General features: G+C 73.2%; 19 protein-coding genes. 7 read left to right on the top strand and 12 right to left on the bottom strand.

The window, feature by feature from the left end:
• Nucleotide 1 precedes the first annotated feature (1 nt).
• From ACZ4XD_RS25185 to ACZ4XD_RS25175, 3 genes are all read right to left on the bottom strand, one after another.
• Entirely contained in the window at nucleotides 2-1,414 is a 1,413-nt protein-coding gene (locus tag ACZ4XD_RS25185) for a purine-cytosine permease family protein (protein WP_468045580.1), read from the bottom strand.
• A gap of 124 nt (nucleotides 1,415-1,538) precedes the next feature.
• Nucleotides 1,539-2,093 carry a cysteine dioxygenase gene (locus ACZ4XD_RS25180; RefSeq protein WP_468045578.1) on the bottom strand — a complete coding sequence of 185 codons (555 nt, stop codon included), beginning with the start codon at nucleotides 2,091-2,093 and terminating at the stop codon, nucleotides 1,539-1,541.
• Nucleotides 2,090-3,055, bottom strand: a complete 966-nt coding sequence (locus ACZ4XD_RS25175) for an amidohydrolase family protein (RefSeq protein WP_468045576.1) — start codon at nucleotides 3,053-3,055, stop codon at nucleotides 2,090-2,092. The genes ACZ4XD_RS25180 and ACZ4XD_RS25175 overlap by 4 nt, the downstream gene beginning before the upstream one ends.
• 282 nt (nucleotides 3,056-3,337) lie before the next feature.
• On the opposite strand from ACZ4XD_RS25175, the gene ACZ4XD_RS25170 reads away from it, so the two are divergent.
• Together ACZ4XD_RS25170 and ACZ4XD_RS25165 are read left to right on the top strand one after the other, a co-directional pair.
• Nucleotides 3,338-4,381, top strand: a complete 1,044-nt coding sequence (locus ACZ4XD_RS25170) for a LacI family DNA-binding transcriptional regulator (RefSeq protein WP_468045574.1) — start codon at nucleotides 3,338-3,340, stop codon at nucleotides 4,379-4,381.
• Between the two features lie 247 nt (nucleotides 4,382-4,628).
• Nucleotides 4,629-5,663: a sigma-70 family RNA polymerase sigma factor gene (locus ACZ4XD_RS25165; protein WP_468045572.1), complete on the top strand. Its 1,035-nt coding sequence runs from the start codon at nucleotides 4,629-4,631 to the stop codon at nucleotides 5,661-5,663.
• Here ACZ4XD_RS25165 and ACZ4XD_RS25160 read toward each other — a convergent pair.
• Genes ACZ4XD_RS25160 through ACZ4XD_RS25145 form a run of 4 tightly spaced genes read right to left on the bottom strand, consistent with a single transcriptional unit; the run spans nucleotide 5,641 to nucleotide 9,194 of the window.
• Complete coding sequence (locus ACZ4XD_RS25160) at nucleotides 5,641-6,567, bottom strand: ABC transporter substrate-binding protein (RefSeq protein ID WP_468045570.1); 927 nt, start codon at nucleotides 6,565-6,567, stop codon at nucleotides 5,641-5,643. The two genes, ACZ4XD_RS25165 and ACZ4XD_RS25160, sit on opposite strands and share 23 nt — an antisense overlap.
• 47 nt (nucleotides 6,568-6,614) lie before the next feature.
• Nucleotides 6,615-7,286, bottom strand: a complete 672-nt coding sequence (locus ACZ4XD_RS25155) for an ABC transporter permease (protein WP_468045568.1) — start codon at nucleotides 7,284-7,286, stop codon at nucleotides 6,615-6,617.
• Between the two features lie 7 nt (nucleotides 7,287-7,293).
• Nucleotides 7,294-7,971 (bottom strand): ABC transporter permease, encoded by a 678-nt coding sequence (locus ACZ4XD_RS25150; RefSeq protein WP_468045566.1) that lies wholly within the window; start codon nucleotides 7,969-7,971, stop codon nucleotides 7,294-7,296.
• Nucleotides 7,968-9,194 (bottom strand): ABC transporter ATP-binding protein, encoded by a 1,227-nt coding sequence (locus ACZ4XD_RS25145; RefSeq protein ID WP_468045564.1) that lies wholly within the window; start codon nucleotides 9,192-9,194, stop codon nucleotides 7,968-7,970. The genes ACZ4XD_RS25150 and ACZ4XD_RS25145 overlap by 4 nt, the downstream gene beginning before the upstream one ends.
• A 185-nt stretch (nucleotides 9,195-9,379) precedes the next feature.
• On the opposite strand from ACZ4XD_RS25145, the gene ACZ4XD_RS25140 reads away from it, so the two are divergent.
• A complete protein-coding gene (locus ACZ4XD_RS25140) occupies nucleotides 9,380-10,852 on the top strand; it encodes an aromatic amino acid ammonia-lyase (RefSeq protein WP_468045609.1) in 1,473 nt (490 codons plus the stop codon).
• A gap of 508 nt (nucleotides 10,853-11,360) precedes the next feature.
• Complete coding sequence (locus ACZ4XD_RS25135) at nucleotides 11,361-12,197, top strand: MurR/RpiR family transcriptional regulator (protein WP_063770811.1); 837 nt, start codon at nucleotides 11,361-11,363, stop codon at nucleotides 12,195-12,197.
• A 166-nt stretch (nucleotides 12,198-12,363) separates the two neighbouring features.
• Here the strand turns inward: ACZ4XD_RS25135 and ACZ4XD_RS25130 are convergent, their stop codons facing one another.
• From ACZ4XD_RS25130 to ACZ4XD_RS25110, 5 genes are all read right to left on the bottom strand, one after another.
• Nucleotides 12,364-13,698, bottom strand: coding sequence for a type III PLP-dependent enzyme domain-containing protein (locus ACZ4XD_RS25130; RefSeq protein ID WP_468045562.1), 1,335 nt, complete (start codon nucleotides 13,696-13,698; stop codon nucleotides 12,364-12,366).
• Nucleotides 13,699-14,216: 518 nt separating this feature from the next.
• Complete coding sequence (locus tag ACZ4XD_RS25125; protein WP_468045560.1) at nucleotides 14,217-15,254, bottom strand: ABC transporter permease; 1,038 nt, start codon at nucleotides 15,252-15,254, stop codon at nucleotides 14,217-14,219.
• Nucleotides 15,251-16,240 (bottom strand): ABC transporter ATP-binding protein, encoded by a 990-nt coding sequence (locus ACZ4XD_RS25120; protein ID WP_468045558.1) that lies wholly within the window; start codon nucleotides 16,238-16,240, stop codon nucleotides 15,251-15,253. Before ACZ4XD_RS25120 ends, ACZ4XD_RS25125 begins: the two co-directional genes overlap by 4 nt.
• A complete protein-coding gene (locus tag ACZ4XD_RS25115) occupies nucleotides 16,237-16,623 on the bottom strand; it encodes a transcriptional regulator (protein ID WP_468045556.1) in 387 nt (128 codons plus the stop codon). The genes ACZ4XD_RS25120 and ACZ4XD_RS25115 overlap by 4 nt, the downstream gene beginning before the upstream one ends.
• Nucleotides 16,620-17,126: a hypothetical protein gene (locus ACZ4XD_RS25110; protein WP_468045554.1), complete on the bottom strand. Its 507-nt coding sequence runs from the start codon at nucleotides 17,124-17,126 to the stop codon at nucleotides 16,620-16,622. Before ACZ4XD_RS25110 ends, ACZ4XD_RS25115 begins: the two co-directional genes overlap by 4 nt.
• A gap of 218 nt (nucleotides 17,127-17,344) precedes the next feature.
• On the opposite strand from ACZ4XD_RS25110, the gene hutU reads away from it, so the two are divergent.
• Genes hutU through ACZ4XD_RS25095 form a run of 3 tightly spaced genes read left to right on the top strand, consistent with a single transcriptional unit; the run spans nucleotide 17,345 to nucleotide 21,596 of the window.
• Nucleotides 17,345-19,015 (top strand): urocanate hydratase, encoded by a 1,671-nt coding sequence (gene hutU / locus ACZ4XD_RS25105; RefSeq protein WP_468045552.1) that lies wholly within the window; start codon nucleotides 17,345-17,347, stop codon nucleotides 19,013-19,015.
• Nucleotides 19,016-19,032: 17 nt separating this feature from the next.
• Nucleotides 19,033-20,250: an allantoate amidohydrolase gene (locus ACZ4XD_RS25100; protein WP_468045607.1), complete on the top strand. Its 1,218-nt coding sequence runs from the start codon at nucleotides 19,033-19,035 to the stop codon at nucleotides 20,248-20,250.
• Nucleotides 20,241-21,596 (top strand): formimidoylglutamate deiminase, encoded by a 1,356-nt coding sequence (locus ACZ4XD_RS25095; RefSeq protein WP_468045550.1) that lies wholly within the window; start codon nucleotides 20,241-20,243, stop codon nucleotides 21,594-21,596. The genes ACZ4XD_RS25100 and ACZ4XD_RS25095 overlap by 10 nt, the downstream gene beginning before the upstream one ends.
• Nucleotides 21,597-21,600: the final 4 nt, after the last annotated feature.

Below are 21,600 nucleotides of genomic sequence, written 5' to 3'. Positions count from 1 at the left end.
GTTAACCCCCCGATCCGGCGGGGGAGGGCTCCTCCTGGCGCGGGCCGGGCGCCACCGTGCGCGCGGTGTCGCGGCGGGCGGCGAGCCAGTACAGCACGGCCGGTACGGCGAGTCCGACGAGCCAGGAGATGTCAGCGCCGCCGAGCGATGCCACCAGCGGGCCGGTGTAGAAGTGCGTGGCCAGGAATGGGAGTTGGGCGAGCACCCCGAGGACATAGACCGTCAGGGCCGGTCCGTTCCAGGCGCCGTAGCGGCCGGCCGGGTCGCTGAGCGCCGGGATGTCGTAGCGCTCCTTGGAGATCAGGTAGTAGTCGACGAGGTTGATCGCCGACCAGGGCGTGAAGAACGTCAGCAGGAAGAGCAGGAAGTCCTTGAAGGACGTCAGGAAGGAGTCCTTGCCCAGGAGCGCGACGGCGGTGCCGGCCACCATGATCCCGGCGATGTAGGCCGAGCGGCCGCGGGGCGAGAGGGTGCGCTGGCCGCGGAAGCCGCTGACGCTGGTGACCAGCGACATGAAGCCGCCGTAGGTGTTGAGGATGTTGATGGTGAGCTTGCCGAGGGCGATGACGAAGTAGAGGAACGAGGCGATCAGTCCGGCGCCGCCCAGTCCGACGAGGTAGCTGACCTCGTGGCCCACGAACGCGGCCGGCGCCGCGGCGGCCGCCAGCGCGCCGAACGTCATCGACCACTGCGAGCCGAGCACCGAGCCGGACAGCGTCCACCAGAAGGTGGCGCGCGCCGAGGTGTGCCGCGGGAGGTAGCGCGAGTAGTCGGCGACGTACGGGCCGAACGCCAGCTGCCAGGAGGCCGAGAGGGAGACGGCGAGCAGGAAGACCGGCAGCCCGAAGCGGTGGTCGGCGAGGAGTGCGCCGAGGTCGGCGCGCTGTACCAGCCGGATGCCGAGGTAGACGAAGGCCAGCGCGCAGACCAGGCCGGCGATCTTGCCGAGGGTGTGGATGAGGCGGTAGCCGACGGCCGCGGCGACGGCGGTGACCGCGGCGAAGAGCACGATCCCCGGGGTCTCGCCGAGGTGGGTCAGCTCGCCGACCGCCTGCCCGGCCAGCACGCTGCCGCTGGCGAAGAAGCCGATGTACATCACGATGACCAGCGCCAGCGGGACCACCGCCCCGCGCACCCCGAACTGCGCCCGGGAGGTGATCATCTGCGGCAGCCCGAGCCGCGGCCCCTGCGCCGAGTGCAGGGCCATCACCGCCCCGCCCAGGAGGTTGCCGAGCAGCAGCCCGATCAGTGACCAGAAGGCGTTCGCCCCGAAGACGACGGCCAGGGCGCCGGTGATGACGGCGGTGATCTGGAGGTTGGCGCCCAGCCAGAGGGTGAACTGGCTGACCGCGCTGCCGTGCCGTTCGTCGTCGGGGACGACGTCGATGGAGCGCCGTTCGACCACACCTGCCATGAGTCCGCCTCGGGTCGTGCCTGTATGGATCCATGCAGGATCGACGCCGATGAATGGAAGGTCAATAGGCGGGATCGAATGCCGCGGTTAATTACTGGTAACGGCGGACCCGGCCGGCCGGGGCTCAGGCCGCCGTCGTGTCCATCGGCCGCAGCTCATCGGCGTACGAGACCGACACCCGCCGCATCAGCCCGTCCTCGGTGATGTCGTACTGGCCCAGGCGCCACAGCGGCGGCGAGTAGGCGTGCACCGACACCGCGTCGTCGGTCGCGCCGGTGAGGCGGTGGATGTGGTCCGGCCCGAAGCAGAACGAGGAGCCCGCGCCGACCGCGGCGGCCGCATGCTCGCCGCCGATCCGCGGGTTGGACTCGGTCAGGACGCCCTGGACGACATGCACCGCCCCCGAGGAGAGGTCGTGGTCGTGCCAGCCGGTGTCGTTCTGCCGGGTCCAGCACAGCAGCCAGACGTCCACGAACTCGTCGCGGTACAGCGAGGCGTAGTGCCGCTCGGTGTCGGAGAAGGCGACCTCCTCGCGCCACAGCTCCGGGCGCGCGGCCAGCTCGTCGACCAGGGCCTGGAGCTCGCGTTTGTCGAGGTTGCGCTCGGGCAGTGCGGTGAACGGCTGCTCGCCGTCGGGGACCTCACGGGCGGTGTCGGCCTGGGAGGTGGTGTCCGTCATGGGCGGGCTCCTTTCGTCGGGCCCAGCAGGCGGGCCGGGTTGGCATGGCGCAGGGCGTGGACGGCGGCGTCCGCGCCCAGGTCGGGGAGGGTGGGGGCGGCATAGGGGCGGTCGCTGCCGCTGACCACCGCATCGATGCCGACGGCCCGTACGAGGGCGTCCACCGCGCGGGTTCCGTACGAGGAGGTCTCGTAGAAGGCGCGGCAGTCGACCCGGCCGCGGTCCCGGCCGCCGCCGCGGGCGACCAGCCGCTCCCCGTGCAGCGGCGCCAGGCCGGCCAGCGCGGCGAAGCAGACCCGCAGATCCGGGTGGCGCGGCCGGCCGAAGGCGCGGAAGGCGAACCAGGAGGCGTGCAGCTGCTGGACGTACGGGACCAGGGCGGGCCACCAGACGGGCGCGGTGGGCTCGGCAGTGGAAAGGGGCCGCGCAGCGTCGGCTTGGGGCGGTGGCGGGCGACGGGCGGGCGCGGCGCCGGGGTGCACGAACAGTGGTTTGTCCTGCTCGGCGATGACGTCCAGCAGCGGTGCGCAGCGGTCCCAGCCCGCGGCGTCGAGGAGCGCGGTGGCGGGGAGCTGGAGGCCCACGCAGCCGCGCGCCAGCTCGCGCCGCAGCGCCGCGGTGTCCGGCTCGGGTGCGGAGAGGCAGGCCGAGGCCCAGACGCCGAAGGGGGCGGGCAGGTCCAGCGCGCCGTCGTGGAACGCGCTGAGTAGCGGGGCGGCCTCCGTGGGCGGCAGATATTCGATGCCGAGCGGACTGGAGAGCGAGACCAGGGCGAGGTCCAGGCCGTCGGAGCGGGCGAGCCGGGCGCGGGCCGCGATGTCGTGGTCGGCGGGGTCGACGGCGTACGGCGGCTCACCGGGCAGCTGCAGCGTCCAGCCGTCGAGCCGGGGTGGCGCGGTGCGGGACCGCAGCAGGGCGAGGAACTCGGGCGGCCAGATGTGCTGGTGGACGTCGGTGGCCACGGGCCTCCCTCCGGGACGGCGCGGTCGGACGGACCGGCGGGCGGTTGGTCGGCCGGTTGGTCGGCCGGTTGGTCGGTCGGCCGGGCGGGCGGCGCACGCAGGACGGTCGGCCCGTCGGCCCACCCCTGAAACGCTTCACTTAACCGATTAACTTACGCGCTTAAGTGAAACGGTTAACAGCTTCCGCTGTCAAGGCCGTGCCCGTGCCGCCGGCCCGAGCCCCCCACCGGGAAGACCGCATCGAGGCCGGGTGCGGCGCCCTGCTTCGGTAGGCTTCCGGACATGGCCAGGCCGAATAAGCGCACCACCCTCCGTGAGGTGGCCGAGGCCACCGGACTCTCCACCGCCGCCGTCTCCTACGCACTGCGCGGCAAGCATGTCTCCAAGGAGACCGAGGAGCGGGTGCGCAGGGCCGCCGCCGAGCTCGGCTACGAGGCCGACCCGATCGCCCGCGCGCTCGCCAGCGGCCGGACCAGCACCGTCGGGGTACTCGCCGGTGACCTTCAGGACCTGTGGCAGCAGCAGCTGATGGCGGCCATAGGGCGCGAACTGCTGGCCGGTGACCGCTATGCGCTGATCCTCGACGCGGGCGGCGACCCCGAGCGTGAGCTGGCCCTCGCCAAGCAGCTGCGCGACCAGCGGGTGGACGGTCTGCTGGTCTCGCCCGTCGATCCCTCCGCCGAGGGCTGGTCGAAGATCGCCGACGCGGTGCCGGTGGTCTCCATCGGTGACGCGCTGAGCCGGGCCCGTACGGCGGGCGAGGTCCTCTTCGACAACCGGGCGGGCATCGACGCCGTCCTCGACTACCTCCGGGGGCTGGGCCACCGCCGGGTCACCGTGCTGACCCCCACTGGCCCCTCCACCCCCGACCGCCCCGCCGATGTCTATGTCCGCGAGGCCGCCGACCGGCTCGGTATCGAGGCCGAAGTGCTGCCCTGCCCCCAGGAGTTGGACGCGGCGACCGCGATGGCCCGCCGCGTCCTGGCCAACAGCCCGGACGGCCGCCGCCCGGCCGGTGCGCTCGCCCCGCCCACCGCGGTCTTCTGCTTCTCCGACTCCATCGCCTACGGCGTCTACGCGGCCGCCGCCGAGGCCGCCCTCACCATCGGCCGGGACCTCTCCGTCGTCGGCTTCGACGACCACCCCGTCTCCCGGGTCCTCACCCCGCCCCTGACCACCGTCGACTGGGGCCTGGCCGAGATCGCCAAGGAGGCCGCCCGCCTCGCCGTCGCCGCCATCGAGGGCCGCCGCGTCCGGCGCAAGCGCATCCTGTGCGCTCCCCGCCTCTCGGAACGGGGCTCGGCGGCGGAGCTCCGCCGGGAGTGATGCCGCGGGGCCGATGACCGGATCGCGCACTGCCGGTGACGCGGACAGTGCGCTGCATTCCGCGAAGCCGGCGAGCGCGGCGAAAGGATTCAAGCGCGCGCCCGGTCTCCGGCTGCACGGTGCCCGGCCGGGGCGCAGACTGGTGCCGGGCGCTCCGGTACGGTCGGGGCGTGTGTACCGGTGGTCGGCCGACGGGCGGATGGGCGGGTCCTCGATGAAGCGGTCCTCGACGGGTGGAGCCGCGGCGGTGAGTGAAGCCGCGGCGGGCGACGGTGCCGCGGCGGCGGAGGGCCGGGGCGCGCCGCAGGGGGAGCCGGTGGACCGGCTGGAGGCGCACCGTACCGAACTGACCGGCTACTGCTACCGGATGCTGGGATCGGCGTTCGAGGCCGAGGATGCCGTGCAGGAGACGATGGTGCGGGCCTGGCGGAGCTACGACCGGTTCGAGGGGCGGGCCTCGCTGCGGTCCTGGCTCTACCGGATCGCCACGAATGTCTGCCTGGACCTGCTCAAGGGCAGCCGGCGCCGGGCCCGGCCGATGGATCTCGCCTCCCCGTCGAGCGTGGACAGCCCGATCGGCACCGGGCTGCCCGAGACGACCTGGATCGGGCCCGTCCCGGACCAGCGGGTGCTGGCGTCCGCCGGGGACCCGGCGGAGACCGCCGTCGCCCGGGAGTCGATCCGGCTCGCCTTCATCTCCGCGCTCCAGCGGCTGGCGCCCCGGCAGCGGGCGGTGCTGATCCTGCGGGAGGTGCTCAGCTGGTCGGCGAGCGAGGTCGCGGAGCTGCTGGGCAGCTCGGTCGCCTCGGTCAACAGCGCGCTGCAGCGGGCCCGGGCCACCCTCGCCGCGTCCGGGGACGGCGCCGCCGACACCGCCCCGCCGCCGTTGGACGACGCCCAGCAGGCGCTGCTGCGGCGCTATGTGGACGCCTTCGAGCGGTTCGACATGGACGCGCTCACCGCCGTGCTGCACGAGGACTCCACGCTGTCCATGCCGCCGTACGCCCTGTGGCTGCGCGGCCGTGCCGACATCCTGGAGTGGCTGCGCGGGCCGGGCGAGGGCTGCGAGGGGTCGCATCTGGTACCGGTCCGGGCGAACGGCCGGCCGGCGTTCGGGCAGTACCGCGCGGACGGCCTGCCCTGGGCGATCCAGGTGATCGAGACGGCGGGCGGCCGGGTCACCGCGCTCCAGTCCTTCCTGGACACCGAGCGGCTGTTCCCGCTGTTCGGCCTGCCGCTCCGCTACGGCGGCGACGGGGTCAGCTCAGCTTCCGCTTCTTGAGCCACTCCTCGGCCACCCGGTCCGGGTCCTGCTTCTCCTTGTCGACGAGGCGGTTGAGCTCGGTGAGGTCGGCGGTGGTGAGCGTGTTGCCCAGCCGGGCCAGCGCCTTGCGGACCTTCGAGTCGGCCTTACGGGCGGCGATCAGCGGGACGATGTGCTGGGCCGGAATGAGGTGCTTGGGGTCCTGGAGCAGCACCCAGCCGTTCTCCGCGGTGTCGACATCGGTGGTGAAGACATTGGCGATATCGATGTCGCCCTTCTTCAGGGCGCCCTTGACCAGCGGACCGGACGAGTCCAGCGCCTTGAACTCCTTGAATTCCACGCCGTACTGCTCCTTGAGGCCGACGAGCCCGACGACCCGCTTCTTCATCTCGGCGGCGGCGCCGAAGACCAGCTTGCCGTTGACCTTGCGCAGATCGGCGAGCGTCTTCAGTCCGTAGTGGTCGGCGGTCTCCCGGGTGACGGCGAAGCTGTCGCGGTCCTCGGCGGCGGCGTACGGGAGGACTTCGAGGCCGTTCGGCAACACGGTGGCCAGCGCGTTCTGCATCGCGCCGGCCTCGGTCTCGGTGGCCTTCTTGTCGAGGTAGAGCAGCAGACTGCCCTGGTATTCGGGGAGCAGATCGATATCGCCGGAGCGCAGTGCGGGGACCACGATCTCGCGGGAGCCGAGGTTGGGCTTGACGGTGGTCTTGACCCCGGCGGCGTTCAGCACGCCCGCGTAGAGGTAGCCGAGGATCTGGTTCTCGGTGAAGTTGGCGGTGCCGATGGTCAGTCCGCCGCTGCTGCTGCCGCTGTCGCCGCCGACGCCGTCCCCCTTGAGGGAGGTGATGCCGGAGGAGCAGGCGGCCAGCAGCGGGGCCGAGGCGCCGGCGAGGAGCGTGGTCAGGACGGTACGACGGTTCATGGGCGGGACTCCTCGGGACGTACGGAGGGGGCGGGGACGGCGGATGCTCAGCGGGCGGCGGCCGGGCGGCCGCGGAACAGCAGCCGCGTCAGGCCGCCCAGCGCCAGGTCGGCGACGACGGCGAGCACGGCCACCAGGACCGCACCCCCGAGGACCTGCACCAGGTCGCGCTGCGCCAGGCCGTCGAAGACATAGCGGCCCAGCCCGCCGAAGCTGACATAGGCGGCGATGGTGGCGGTGGCGACGACCTGCACGGTCGCCAGCCGTACGCCGGTCATGATCAGGGGGAGCGCCAGCGGGAGTTCGACCTGCCAGAGGACCTGGTGGCCGCGCAGTCCCACGCCCTTGGCGGCGTCCTTGACCTCGGGGTCGACGGCGGCCATGCCCGCGTACGTATTGGTGATGATCACGGGCACGGCGAGCGCGACCAGCGACACATACACCGGCCAGACACTCAGCCCGCCCGCCAGGAACACCAGGGTGACCAGGCCGACGGTGGGCAGCGCCCGGCCGAAGGAGGAGAGGTTGACGGCGAGGAAGGCGCCACGGCCGGTGTGCCCGATGAGCAGACCGACCGGCAGCGCGAGCACGGCCGCGGCGAGGGTGGCCAGGAGCGAGTACTCCAGGTGCTCCAGGACGCGGGTGGCGATGCCCTCGGGGCCGGACCACTGGGACGGGCTGGTCAGCCAGGCGGCGAGGTTCTTCAGGAGTTCGAGCATCGGCGCGTCACGCTGCCTTCCGCCACAGAGAGGTGCGCTGCCGGGAGGTGGTGCCGCGCCGCCAGGGGGTGCACAGCCACTGGACGGTCACCAGCAGCGCGTCGGCGACCAGGGCGAGCAGCAGGGTCAGCGCCACACCGGCGATGACCGGGGTGGGGTAGTTGCGCTGGAAGCCGTCGGTGAAGAGCTGGCCGAGGCCGCCGTAGCCGATGTAACTGGCCACGCTGACCAGGGAGATGGACATGACGGTGGCGACCCGTATGCCCGCCATGATCACCGGGAGGGCGAGCGGCAGCTCGACGGTGAGCAGGGTGCGCAGCGGCCGGGTCCCCATGGCCTCGGATGCCTCGCGGGCCCTGGCCGGGACCGCGTCCAGGCCCTCGACGGTGTTCCGCACCAGCACGACCAGGGTGTACGCGGTCAGACCGACGATCGCGGTGGTGCGGGTCAGGCCGGTGACCGGCAGCAGCAGGACGAAGAAGGCCAGGGACGGGATGGTGTAGAGGATGTTGGACGCGCCGAGGACGAAGCCGCGCAGCGGCCGTACCCGGTGCGCGAGGACCGCCAGCGGCAGCGCGATCAGCAGTCCGAGGAGGACCGCGGGGACGGCGGTGGCGAGGTGGTCCGCGGTGAGCTCGGCCATCTCGTCGGCGTGGTCGGGGAACCAGCCCCACTCGATGGTCATGCGGAGGGCTCCGGGGCGGACGGCTCGGGGGCGGAGGGCTCCGGAGCGGCGGCGGTCTTGCGGGGCGCGGCGGCCTCGCGGTCTTCGGCGTCCCCGGAGGCGCGCGGCTCCGCGGCGGCCGCCGCCCGGCCCGCCTCCGCGTGGCTGCGGCCGGCCCGTTCGTGGATGGCGTCGCGGGAGGTGAGGCCGGTCAGCACCCCGTCGGCGGTGACCCGGGCGACCGCGGCGGCCGGGGAGGAGACGGCCTCGTTGAGCGCGGAGAGGAGGGAGTCGCTGTCGCGCAGCGGCCGTACGGCCTCCAGGGGGGCCTCGCCGGCCGTGCCGGCGGCGGGCAGCGCGTCGGTGTCCAGCCAGCCCAGCGGTTCGCCGCGCGGGGAGGTCACCAGGCGCCAGCGGTCGCCGTCGCGGGATATCCGGCCGACCGGCTCGTCGGCGCGTATCGCCCCGCCGGGCGCGTACGGCACGTCCGCGAGGTCGGTGAGCGAGAGCAGTTTGAGACCGCGCTCGGCGCCCAGGAAGTCGGCGACGAAGTCATCGGCCGGACGGGCCAGCAGCTCGGCGGGTGCGGCGCACTGGACGAGCCGGCCGCCGGTGCGGAAGACCGCGATCCGGTCGCCCAGCCGGACCGCCTCGTCGATGTCGTGGGTGACGAAGACGACGGTCTTGCGCAGCTCCTCCTGGAGCCGCAGCAGTTCGTTCTGGAGCTGGGTGCGGACGACCGGGTCGACCGCGCCGAACGGCTCGTCCATCAACAGGACGGGCGGGTCGGCGGCGAGCGCACGGGCCACGCCGACGCGCTGCTGCTGGCCGCCGGAGAGCTGGTGCGGATAGCGCTTGCCGGCGTCGGCGGGCAGGCCGACCAGCTCCAGCAGCTCGGCGGCGCGGGCGCGGGCCTTGCGCCTGCCCCAGCCCAGCAGCAGCGGAACGGTCGCGATGTTGTCCAGGATCGTACGGTGAGGGAAGAGACCGGACTGCTGGATGACGTAGCCGATGCCGCGGCGCAGCTCGGCGGCGTCCGCCTCCAGGATGTCGCGGCCGCCGACGCTGATCGTGCCGGATGTCGGTTCGACCATGCGGTTGACCATCCGCAGGGTGGTCGTCTTGCCGCATCCCGACGAGCCGACGAGGACGGTGACGCCGCCCTCGGGCAGGTCCAGGGACAGCGCGTCCACGGCGGTGGTGCCATTCGGGTATCGCTTGCTGACTGCGTCGAACCTGATCATCCGCTGCCCCTTGCCCGGCCTGCATAGCATCATGCAGAGTCTTAGGCACGTGAATAGAAGTCAATAGGCGGGAACGCATCGCCTGTTACCCCGCCTTTTACTTCGGCTCACCGTACGGAACGAGGTGTCGGACTTCCGTTCATAAAGCGCGTTAAAAGAGGGAGTTGAGCCCCTTGGTTTCCCACATGCTGGACAACGGCCGACGCATCACGCTCGACGGAAGCACGCTGCGCACCACCGACATCGCCGCCCTCGCCGAGCGCACCGCACACCCCACGGCACCCGACCCCAAGGCATTCGCCCGCGCCGCGGAATCCTGGGAAACCGCCCGCCGCCTCGCCGCCACCGGCCGGGTCTACGGGCGCAGCACCGGCGTCGGCGCCAACCGCACCCAGGACGTCGGAGCCGCCGACGCCGACCACGGACTGCGGCTGCTGCGCAGCCACGCCGGTGCGATCGGCGACCCGCTGCCCGCCCGCGAGGTCCGGGCCATGCTCGCGGTACGCGCCAACCAGCTGCTGGCGGGCGGCGCGGGCCTGAACCCCGCCGTCATCACCTCCCTGCTCGACGCCCTGGACACCGGCACCCACCCCGTCGTCAACGAACACGGCGCCGTCGGCACCGGCGACCTGGCCGCGCTCGCCCAGACCGGCCTGGCCCTGGCCGGCGAACACCCCTGGCAGTGCGCGCCCGGCGGCCGGGCCCCCGCCCCCATCGCCCTCGACAACAACGACGCCCTCGCCCTGATCAGCAGCAACGCCCTCACCCTCGGCCAGTCCGCGCTCGCCCTCGACGAACTGCGCCGGGTGCTGGCCGCCTCGCTCCCGATCGCCGCGCTCTCCCTCCTCGCGGTCGGCGGCTCCTACGAACCCTTCGCCGAGCCGGTCATGCTCGCCCGCCCGCACCCCGGCTCCACGGCCGCCGCCGCCCGGCTGCGCACCCTCTCCGGCATCCCGACCCGCCCCACCGCGCCCCTCGGCCGCATCCAGGACCCGTACGGCTTCCGCTGCCTGCCGCAGATCCACGGCCCGGCGCTGGACGCCGCCGACACCCTGGACGCGGTGCTGACCGTCGAGGTGAACGCCGCCGCCGAGAACCCCCTGATCAGCATCGAGGACCAGGCCGCCTACCACCACGGCAACTTCTACGCCGCGCATGCCGCGCTCGCCCTGGACACCTTCCGGCTGGCCGTGCTCCAGACCGCCCGGCTGTCCACCGCCCGGCTCGCCGCGCTCTCCGAACCCGACCTCACCCGGCTGCGGCCCTTCCTGGGGGACGCGGCGCCCGCCAGCTCCGGCGTGATGATCCTCGAATACGCGGCCGGCGCGGCGCTCGGCGAGATGCGCGCGGTCTCCCACCCGGCCTCGCTCGGCCACGCCGTCCTCTCCCGCGGCGTCGAGGAACAGGCCAGTTTCGCCTCCCTCGGCGCCAGCCAGGCCCTGCGCGCCTGCACCTACTACCGCCAGATCCTCGCCTGCGAACTGGTCGCCGCCATCCGCGCCTTGCGCATGCGCTCCCTGGAACCCGACCCGGACCTGCCCCTCGCCACCGCCTTCGCGCTCGCCGCTGAGGCCCTCGACCCACGGATGGAGGACCGTCCGCTGACTGATGACGTGGCGACGGCGATGGGGTTGCTGGACGGGTTGGCGGGGGTGTGAGGGGCGTGGGCGGCGGGGCCGTGCGGCGGCGGGGCTGTGTGGGGCGGTGGGCGGCGGCGCCCGGGGCGGCCCCGTACGGCCGGATCGCGTGGCGTCCCCCGGACCGGAGCGGGCCAGGAATTCCGTACAGTCGGTCGACACAGGACAAGGCCCCCGACCGGGCCGGGAAGAAGAGGCGATGAGCGGGGACGGGGACAACGGCACCGGCACCGGCGGCACCGGCGGCACCGGCGGCACCGGCGGCACCGGCGGCACCGGCGGCGCAGGCGGCGTGGCCGGCGACGGGCCGCGGGACCGGGCCGGGACGACGCAGGGGGCGCGGGGCGCTGCGGGTGCGGGCACCGGGCGGGAGGCCGGTGCGGGCTCGGGCGCCGGGAGGAATGTGGGTGCGGACGTCGGCGCGGATACCGGGCGGGGTGCCGGCGAAGGCGCCGGACGGGGTGCCGGTGCGGGCGCCGGGCGGGACACCGATGCGGCCGCTGGCGTGCATGCCGGTGCGGATACCGGTATGGACACCGGCACCGCCGCCCGGCTCCAGAAGCTCTTCGAGGGCCACCGGCTGACCCCCACCCAGCGCCGGATCGCCCACTGCATGGTGCGCCGGGCCGCCGACGCGCCCTTCCTCTCCAGCGTCGAACTGGCCGAACTGGCCGGTGTCAGCCAGCCGTCCGTCACCCGCTTCGCCGTCGCCCTGGGCTTCGACGGCTACCCGGCGCTCCGCCGCCATCTGCGCGAGGTCGCCCCCACGGACAAGCCCGACGACACCGGCTCCTACAACGAGTACCAGCAGGCCGTGCAGGCCGAGATCGACAACCTCCGCCATCTCGCCGCCGCCCTCGCCGACCCGTCGCCGGTGATCGAGGCCGGCCGCCTCTTCGCCGCCTCCCGTCCGCTCCCCGTCCTCGGCCTGCGCGCCGCCACCGCCCAGGCCGCCGGCTTCAGCTACTTCGCCCGCAAGGTCCACCCCGATGTCCGGCTGCTCGACGAGGGCGGCACCATGCTCACCGACCGCATCGACGCCGCCGTACGCGCCGGGGCGAGCGCCCTGCTCTGCTTCGCCCTGCCCCGCCACCCCCGTGAGGTCGTCGACGCGCTGGAGTACGCCCGCACGGCCGGTCTGACCGTCGTCACCGTCGCCGACAGCGCCTTCGCCCCCGTCGCCCACCACACCGACCTACTCCTCCCGGCCCCCGTCGGCACCGGCCTGGCCTTCGACACGGCCTGCGCCCCCATGCTCCTGGGCCGCGTCCTCCTGGAAGCGATGTGCGACGCCCTGCCCGACGCCCAGGCCCGCCTGGAACAGTTCGACGCCAGGGCAGCGGCCCGGGGGTTGTTCGTGGAGTGAGGCGCGGGGGAGGGGGCGGACCTCACCCGTTCCGGTGGCGTCCCGCGGGAGGTGAGTGCTGTCCCCGCGCCTGGAAGCCGCCGGGCGCGTCGCTTCCGGACGCTGCTGGGTACGTCGCTCCCGGGCCGTGACTCCCAGCCCTCCCCGCCACCGGCCGGCGGCTCGGTTACGGCCGGCCGAGGTCGCGGAGGGCCGCCGCGTGGGCCGAGCCGCTCTCCGCGGTGAGTTCCTCCAGGGTCTGCGGGGTGCGGATGGTCGCGAAGCGGATGGCGCCGTCGGAGTCCGGGGCATAGCCGTAAATCCCGGGGCGCGGGAGGGAGTTGTAGGCGAAGTGGGTGGAGAAGTAGTACGCGCCGGTGTCCAGGAGCGCGGCGTGGTCACCGGCTTCCAGGAGGGGGAGCGGCCGGTTCTCGGCGACCAGGTCACCCGCGAAGCAGCACGGCCCCGCGATGTCCTGGCCGACCGGAGCGCCCGTCTTGGGGCGCCCTTCGGTGTCGTAGCCGGCGACCCGGATCGGCCAGGCCTCGGGAACGAAGACCGTACGGGTGGCGACCTGGGCGCCGGCGTGGGTGACCGCGATCGGCCGGCCGCCGGCCGACTTCGCGTACTCGACGCGGGCGAGGACCGTGCCGTGCTTGGCCAGCAGTGAGCGGCCGAACTCGGTGACGAGGCCGTAGCGTCCGGACAGCAGGCCGGGCACGGCCGCGTGGAGCAGCGCGGCGTACTCGCGGTAGGTCGGGGTCTGGACGTCCGAGGAGAAATTCACCGGCAGCCCGCCGCCGATGTCGAGGGTGTCGATCTGGCGCCGGCCGGCCTTCTCGTTGATCTCCTCGGCCAGCAGGAACAGGGCCCGTACGCCCGCGGCCATCAGCTCCAGCGCCATGCCCTGGGAGCCCACATGGGCGTGCAGCCGGGTCAGCCACGGTCGGGCGAGGAAGGCGTTGACGACCCACTCGCGGGCGCCCTCGTCGCGCAGCGCGACACCGAACTTGGAGGTGTCGGTGGCGGTGCTCATCGCACCGATGGTGCCGCCGCCGATCTGCGGATTGACCCGCACACCGATGGGCGCGGAGCTCGGCGCGGAGGCCATCAGCGCGTCGATCCGCGCCAGTTCCTCGGGGTTGTCGGCATTGACGGCGATCCCGAGGGCCAGCGCCTCACGCAGCTCGGCGAGGGTCTTCGCGGGCGAGTCCAGGACGGTCCGCGCGACCGGCACCCCGGCGGCGCGGGCCAGCGCCAGCTCACCGGGACTGGCCACCTCGCAGCCCAGCCCCTCCTGCGCGAGCAGCTTCAGTACGGGCACGAGCGAGGCGGCCTTCACCGCGAAGGCGTGCAGGACCGGGGTGCCCGGAGCGGTGAACTCCTCGAACGCCGCGCGGAGTTCACCCGCCGAACGCCGGATCCCGGCGATATCCAGCAGCCCGACCACGGGCTCCCCGGCTCCCACCAGCCCCCGCGCAACGGCGGCCTCTACGGCTCGGTCTCGGTCCGTGAACGTCATGACACAACTCCATCATTGGCTGGGGGTACGACGCCAACGCACACCGGGGCATGGCACGGGCGGGGGAGAAGACGCTGGTCAGGGCACTTCCGGGGCTCAGTCATGGGGCTACTCCGACGCCGACTTCGAGCTTGGCCTGTCTCGCTGGTGTGGCTCCGGGTCCGCTTGGACTTCGGCTTGTCTCGCCGGGGCGGCTGCGGTCGCCCCCCGCCTTCAGGCTGCCCGGTCTCGGGCCCGCCCCGGTCTCGGGCCCGCCCCGGTGGCGGGGGCCGTCCCGGGGCGGCTTGGTCCTGCGCCGTCCGCCCCCCGCTCGGCCGGCCAAGCCGCCGCTGAGATCGTCTGCCCCCCCCGCGCAGACGGTCCCGGCGCCGGGGCGGGCCGCCCGGCCAGGCACCCTTGCCCCAATGGCCGGCCCAGCCGTCGCTGAGACCGTCTGTCCCCTGCGCAGACGGTCCCCGCGCCGCCCGGACCGCCCGGTCAGGCGCCCTTGCTCCGCCCCATCCTCAGGCCCTCCGTCCTCAGGCCCCCCGTCCCCCGCTCAGTGACGCCTTGCGGTGGCGTTCGGCGAGGCGGGAGCCGGATTCGCGGCGGGCGGCGCGGCGGAGGAGGGGGATGGCGAGGAGGAAGCCGAGGATGGCCCAGGCGGTGAGTATCAGGGCCACGGTCGGGAGTTCCCAGGAGCCGGCTGGTTCCGCGGCGCGGGCGGCGTCCGGCAGGAGGGCCGAGCGCAGGCCCTGCGCCATCCACTTGAGCGGGAAGACGGAGGCGATCTTCTGCACCATCTCGGGCAGCGAGCTGAGCGGGAACATCGCGCCGGAGGTGATCAGCAGCGCCATGACGGGCAGCATGATCAGGGCAAGCGCCTCACGCGGGTTCGGGAGGACGGCGCCGATGGCCGCTCCCAGCGGCACGACGGCGAGCAGGCCGAGCGCACTGACCCACAGCAGCGTCAGCCAGCCTCCCGGCCCGTGCGGCAGTGGCCCGTCCACCAGCAGCGCGGCCGTTCCCAGCAGCAGGATCAGCGTGCCGAACGCCATCGCCACCACCAGCAGCGACTTGGCGACGAGATAGGCCGGTATGCCGCCGGGGGTGGCACGCAGCCGCAGCAGCGCGCCCTCCTCGCGCTCGGTCACCAGGATCTGCGGGAGGTTGACCAGCCCGATCTGGAGCAGCAGATAGGCGGCGAAGCCCGAGAGCGTCAGATGGGCCATCGGGATCTGGGTGCCGGGCACCTTGTCGCTGATGTAGCCGGCGAGCACCAGGGCCACGACGACGTTGATCAGATGGCCGCTCAACTCCTTGGGGTTGCGCAGGAGATGGCGCAGCTCGATGCCGCCGCGCAGGAAGCCGGCGCGCCAGTAGCGGCGGCGGGGGTGTGGGGCGGCGGCCTCCCGGGGCGCCGCCGCGGTCGTGCGGACCGGGGCCATGGTGCCCACCGCGGGCGTGCCCACCGTGGGCGTGCCCGCCGGGGGCGTGGTCCGCGTGGTGCCGGCCCCCTCGGTCGTGTCCGTCGTCGCTGTCGTTTCCGTCCCGGCGCTCACGTCGGTCCCCCTCATGCGGCTCGCTTCTCCCCGTCCGAGGCTCCGGCCTCGCTCGCGTCCGTGGTCCCGGTGCCGGCGCCGTCCCCGGCGTCCCGGTGGACCATGTGCAGATAGGTGTCCTCCAGCGTCGGCCGCCGGACCTCCAGGTCGGCGACCGGTCCCCCCGTCTCCCGGTGGAGTTCCCAGACCAGCTGGGAAGGGTCCTCGGTACGTTCGCGCCGGGCCGAACCGTCGGGGGCCGTCCAGCGGACCTCGGCCTGGGCGGCGGCCCTGCGGGCCAGTTCCGACGGGGTGCCGTAGGCCCGGATCCGGCCGTTGACCAGCATCGCTATCCGGTCGGCCAGTCGCTCGGCCTCGGCCAGATCGTGGGTGGTGAGCAGGATCGTGACGCCCTCGTCGCGGGCGAGCCGTTCGACCAGATCGTGGAAGTCGCGCCGGGCCTCGGGGTCGAAGCCGGTCGTCGGCTCGTCCAGGAAGAGGAGTTCGGGGCGGCCGACGATGGCGAGTGCGACGTCCAGACGGCGGCGCTGGCCGCCGGAGAGCCGGTCGACCTGCTGGCGGGCCTGCTCGGTGAGGCCCACCAGGGCGAGGAGTTCGGCCGGGTCGCGCGGCCGCGGGTAGTACGTGGCGAAGTGCGTCAGCAGCTCGGCGACCTGCCAGCGGCGGTGGTCGCGCCAGGACTGGAGGACCAGGCCGATCCGCGCGCGCCAGGCGTCGTCGCCGCGCGCCGGGTCCGTGCCCAGAACGGCGACTTCGCCGGCGGAGCGCTGCCGGAAGCCCTCCAGGATCTCGACGGTGGTGGTCTTCCCGGCGCCGTTGGGGCCGAGCAGTGCGAAGATCTCGCCGCGGTGGATGTCCAGGTCGATGCCGTGCAGGACATGCGCGCTGCCGTACGACATCCGCAGGTCGCGTACCCGGATGACGGGTTGGCCGGCGGGGGAGCCCGTGGGTGCCGGAGCCGTCACGGCCTGGCCTGCGGGCTGGTGGTCGGTCGTCGTCATCGGCCCGCCTTCGCGTGGTGTTGCCGTTGCTGGGTGACTGAAGCGGTCGCGTCGGCGGCATCCGGCGCCGGCCCGGCCGCCGCGGCGGGCCCCGCGCCCTCGACGATGGCCCGGAGCGCGGCCACATGCCCCTCGAAGGCGGTCCGGCCGCGGCTCGTCAGCCGTACCTTGGTGCGGCGTTTGCGGCCGCCGCCTTCCTTGCGGATCTCCAGATATCCGGCCTCTTCCAGGGTGTGCAGCTGCTTGGAGAGCGCGGAGTCGCTGAGCGAGAGGCTGTCGCGGATGAAGGGAAAGTCGGCCCATTCCGTGGCGGCGAGCAGCGCCACCACGGACAGCCGGGTGGAAGGGTGGATCAGTTCGTCGAAGCCGCTCGGGGTGCTCATCGGACCGCCCTCTCGTGGGTGGCTCTGCCGGCCCGGTCGCGGAGCGTGCTGACCGCCCAGCGGTTCGCCGGGCCGACGAAGAGCAGGAAGGTGGCCGCCGAGAGCGTGGCCTGGATCAGGCTGCCGAACGGCAGCGCCAGCCACTCGACCAGACGGCCGGAGAGCAGGATGGCCACGAGGGTCACCACCATGCCCGCGAAGAAGGTCGCGAACGAGCGCCAGCTGTGGCGCGAGCGGTGCAGCCGGATCCGGGTGCGGCGGTTGTAAACCACCGCCAGGGTGCCCAGCACGGCGATATAGGCGGTCAGTGTCAGCCAGAACGCCCACCTGGGCAGGTCCAGGCCGGAGACGGCGAGGAACATCCACATGATGGCGGCGGTGGTGTACGTCGCCCCGGTGTCGCCCTGGGCGGTTCTCTCGATCTCGTCGTACACCCGCTCCTGCGGCACCCGGATCCGCTGCAGATCCTGCCAGGCCTGTTCGGCATCCACGGTCGTGGTCATGGCCATCGCCTCCCCAAGGCGGTCGAGCTTTCCCCGTTGACTTGCTCACTAGGAAAGTTAGCGCAGACTTTCCCGGTGGACAAGTCAAAAATTCCGGAGGGGTTGGCCGGTTCGTGCGGCTCGTCACGCGTGGCTCACCGTGCCCTGTTGACTAGCACTATTCATAAACCCCAATATGTGAATAGCTCAATCCATTCGACGTCAGGGAGGCAGGGCCCATGTCGGGACCGCGACCCGTGCGGGCACCGCGCGGTACGGAGCTGAGTGCTCGGGGATGGCAGCAGGAAGCCGCGCTGCGCATGCTGCAGAACAACCTCGATCCGGAGGTGGCCGAACACCCGGACCAGCTCGTCGTCTACGGCGGCACCGGCAAGGCCGCACGGGACTGGCGCTCCTTCGACGCGATGGTGCGCACGCTCACCACCCTCAAGCAGGACGAGACGATGCTCGTCCAGTCCGGCCGGCCGGTCGGCGTGATGCAGACGCACGAATGGGCCCCGCGGGTGCTCATCGCCAACTCCAACCTCGTCGGCGACTGGGCCAACTGGGAGGAGTTCCGCCGCCTGGAGGCCCTCGGCCTGACCATGTACGGGCAGATGACCGCCGGTTCGTGGATCTACATCGGCACCCAGGGCATCCTCCAGGGCACCTACGAGACCTTCGCCGCCGTCGCCGCCAAGAAGTTCCACGGCACGCTGGCCGGGACCATCACCCTCACCGCCGGCCTCGGCGGCATGGGCGGCGCCCAGCCGCTCGCCGTCACCATGAACGACGGCGTCGCGATCTGCATCGACGTCGACCCGCGCGCGATCGAGCGCCGGATCGAGCACCGCTACCTGGACGTGAAGGCGGACAGCCTCAAGCACGCCCTCGAACTCGCCGTCGAGGCCCGTGACCAGCGCAAGCCGCTCTCCATCGGTCTGCTCGGCAACGCCGCCGAACTGCTGCCGCAGATGCTCGCCGAGGGCGCCCCGATCGACATCGTCACCGACCAGACCAGCGCCCACGACCCGCTGGCCTACCTTCCGGTCGGCATCGACTTCGACGACATGGCCGCCTACGCGGCGGAGAAGCCCGCCGACTTCACCCAGCGGGCGCGCGAGTCGATGGCCCGGCACGTCGAGGCCATGGTCGGCTTCATGGACGCCGGCGCCGAGGTCTTCGACTACGGCAACTCGATCCGCGGCGAGGCCCAACTCGCCGGATACGAGCGGGCCTTCGCCTTCCCCGGCTTCGTCCCCGCCTACATCCGGCCACTGTTCGCCGAGGGCAAGGGCCCGTTCCGCTGGGCCGCGCTGTCCGGCGACGCCCGCGACATCGCCGCCACCGACAAGGCGATCCTGGACCTCTTCCCGGAGAACGAGTCGCTGGCCCGCTGGATCAAGATGGCCGGTGAGCGGGTCCACTTCCAGGGCCTGCCCGCACGGATCTGCTGGCTCGGCTACGGCGAGCGCGACAAGGCCGGTGAGCGCTTCAACGAGATGGTCGCCGACGGCACCCTGCGCGCCCCGCTGGCCATCGGCCGCGATCACCTCGACTGCGGCTCCGTCGCCTCGCCCTACCGCGAGACCGAGGCCATGAAGGACGGCTCGGACGCGATCGCCGACTGGCCGCTGCTCAACGCCATGGTCAACGTCGCCTCCGGCGCCTCCTGGGTCTCGCTGCACCACGGCGGCGGCGTCGGCATGGGCCGCTCGATCCACGCCGGACAGGTCACCGTCGCCGACGGCACCCCGCTGGCCGGCGAGAAGATCCGCCGGGTGCTCACCAACGACCCCGGCATGGGCGTCATCCGGCATGTCGACGCGGGCTACGAGCGCGCCGACGAGGTGGCCGCCGAGCGCGGCGTCCGCATCCCGATGCGCGAGGGCGAAGGCGAGGGCGCGTGACCTCCTCGTTCCACGAGATGTGGGAGGAGCTGCGGCCCCTGGGCCGCGACTCCTCCTCCGGGGGCTACCGCCGCTACGCCTGGACCGGCGCCGACGCCGACTGCCGCGCGTGGTTCCGGGCCCAGGCCGAGGCCCGTGGCCTCAGCTACGAACTGGACCGCAACGGCAACCAGTGGGCCTGGCTCGGCGCCACCGGCTACCAGGACGTGGCCCCCGGCGACGCCGTCGTCACCGGCTCCCACCTGGACTCCGTACCGGACGGCGGTGCCTACGACGGCCCGCTGGGTGTCGTCTCCTCCTTCGCCGCGCTGGACGAACTGCGCCGGAGGGGAACGGAGTTCGACAAGCCGCTGGCGATCGTCAACTTCGGCGACGAGGAAGGCGCCCGCTTCGGCCTGGCCTGCGTCGGCTCCCGGCTCGCCGCCGGGGCGCTGACCACCGAGGCCGCACACCAACTGCGCGACGGCGACGGCATCACCCTCCCGCAGGCCATGGAGCGCGCCGGATACGACCCCGAGGCCATCGGCCCGGACCCCGAACGGCTCGCCCGGATCGGCGCGTTCGTCGAACTCCACGTCGAGCAGGGCCGCGCCCTGGACCTCAGCGGCGACGCCGTCGGCATCGCCTCCGCCATCTGGCCGCACGGCCGCTGGCGGTTCGACTTCCACGGCGAGGCCAACCACGCCGGCACCACCCGTCTCGACGACCGCCGCGACCCGATGCTCAGCTACGCCGCGACCGTGCTCGCCGCCCGCGAACAGGCCCGGCTGGCCGGGGCCCTGGCCACCTTCGGGAAGATCAGCGTGGAGCCGAACGGCGTCAACGCCATCCCCTCGCTGGTCCGCGGCTGGCTGGACTCCCGCGCCGCCGACCAGGAGACCCTCGACACCGTGATCACCGGGATCGAGCGGGCCGCCGCCGAGCGCGCCGCCCGCGACGGGGTGGACCTGACCGTCGTCCGGGAATCCTTCACCCCCGTCGTGGAGTTCCAGCACGCCCTGCGGGACGAGCTGAGCGCGATCCTCGGCAAGACGGGGGAGCGGGCCGTGCCCGTCCTGGGCACCGGCGCCGGGCACGACGCCGGTATTTTGTCCGGAACCGTCCCCACCGCGATGCTCTTCGTCCGCAACCCCACCGGGGTCTCGCACTCGCCCGCCGAGGCGGCCGACGAGGACGACTGCGTCGCCGGGGTCACCGCACTCGCCGACGTACTGGAGGGGCTGGCGTGCCACTGACGCCGCAGACCACACCGACGACGTACTGGCTCGAACACGCCTGGCTCGGCACCCATGTCGAGCCGGGCGTGGCCGTGGACACCGCGGACGGGCGGATCACCGCGGTCCGTACCGGGGCGGACACCCCGCCGCCCGGCGCCACCGCGCTGCGCGGCCTGACCCTCCCCGGTCTCGCCAACGCCCACTCGCACGCCTTCCACCGCGCCCTGCGCGGCACCGTCCAGGTCGGCACCGGCACCTTCTGGACCTGGCGCGAGGTCATGTACAGCGTCGCCGACCGGCTGACCCCCGACACCTATTTCGCCCTCGCCCGCGCCGCTTACGCCGAGATGGCGCTGGCCGGCATCACTTGCGTCGGCGAATTCCACTACCTGCACCACGCGCCCGGCGGCACCCGCTACGGCGACCCCAACGCCATGGGCGAGGCGCTGCTCGCCGCCGCCGCCGAGGCCGGTATCCGCATCACCCTCCTCGACACCGCCTATCTCTCGGCCGGCTTCGGCGCCGCGCCCAACCACCACCAGTTGCGCTTCTCCGACGGCACCGCCGACCGCTGGGCCCAGCGCGCCGACGCCCTCAAGGAGCGCCCACACGCCCGCATCGGCGCCGCCATCCACTCCGTACGCGCCGTCCCCGCCGGGCAGCTCGGCACCGTCGCGGACTGGGCCCGCGAACGGCAGGCCCCCCTGCACGTCCACCTCTCGGAACAGACCGCCGAGAACGACGCCTGCCGCGACGCCCACGGCGTCACCCCCACCCGACTGCTGGCCGACCACGGCGCGCTGGGCCCCCGCACCACCGCGGTGCACGCCACCCACCTCACCGATGAGGACATCGCGCTCCTCGGCGGTTCCCACACGGGCGTGTGCATGTGTCCCACCACCGAACGCGACCTCGCCGACGGCATCGGCCCGGCCGCCCGGCTCCAGGGCCGCGGCAGCCCGCTCTCCCTCGGCAGCGACAGCCACGCCGTCATCGACCTGCTCGAAGAGGCCCGCGCCATGGAGCTCGACGAACGGCTGCGCACCCGCACCCGCGGGCACTGGACGGCCGCCGCCCTGCTGCGCGCCGCGACCGCCGACGGCCACGCCGCCCTGGGCTGGGACGACGCCGGAACCCTCGAAGCCGGCTCGCTCGCCGACCTCACCACGATCGCACTGGACTCCGTACGCACCGCCGGACCACTGCCCCGGCTGGCCGCCGAAACGGCCGTATTCGCCGCCTCCGCGGCGGACGTACGACACACCATCGTCGGCGGGCGGCAGATCGTCCGGGACGGTGTGCACACTCTTGTCCCCGACGTACCCACCGCCCTCGCAGCATCCATCGCCGCCGTACGCGGCTGAAGGA

Source organism: Streptomyces sp. NPDC029466, from assembly GCF_055574515.1.
Note: the sequence above shows the minus strand (reverse complement) of the source record. Positions and strands in the feature narration are given on the sequence as shown.